This window comes from Algoriphagus sp. oki45, from assembly GCF_036245605.1.
Classification (GTDB): Bacteria; Bacteroidota; Bacteroidia; order Cytophagales; family Cyclobacteriaceae; genus Algoriphagus.
The window spans coordinates 1-304 of record NZ_BTPC01000035.1; the positions used below are offsets into that span (position 1 = coordinate 1).

General features: G+C 58.9%; 1 pseudogene. It reads left to right on the plus strand.

Features of this window, described 5'->3' with window-relative positions:
• A pseudogene (locus AAA942_RS20300) lies at positions 1-304 on the plus strand (DEAD/DEAH box helicase); the annotation flags it as partial.

Here is a 304-nt window from a genome sequence, read left to right on the forward strand (position 1 = left end):
GTACAGGGTACTGAGCAAGGAAGAAGACAATAAAATTTTCGAATCCACTTTGGGACAGATGCTGGCAGAAGGTCTTACTCCTGAGCACGTTTCTCTCGGCCTAATGAAAATGGTCATGGGAGATGCCGTGAAGGAATTGAAAGATCAGGCTTTCGGAATCGAGACTTCCTACGGAGACACAAAGACGGACCATCTCCGCGAGGGTGGCAGGAGAGGTCCATACGATGAACCGAGAGCAGGGCGGACGGACCGAGGGGGGGGGGGGGGGGGGGGGGGGGGAGGGGGGGGGAGGGGGGGGGGGGGG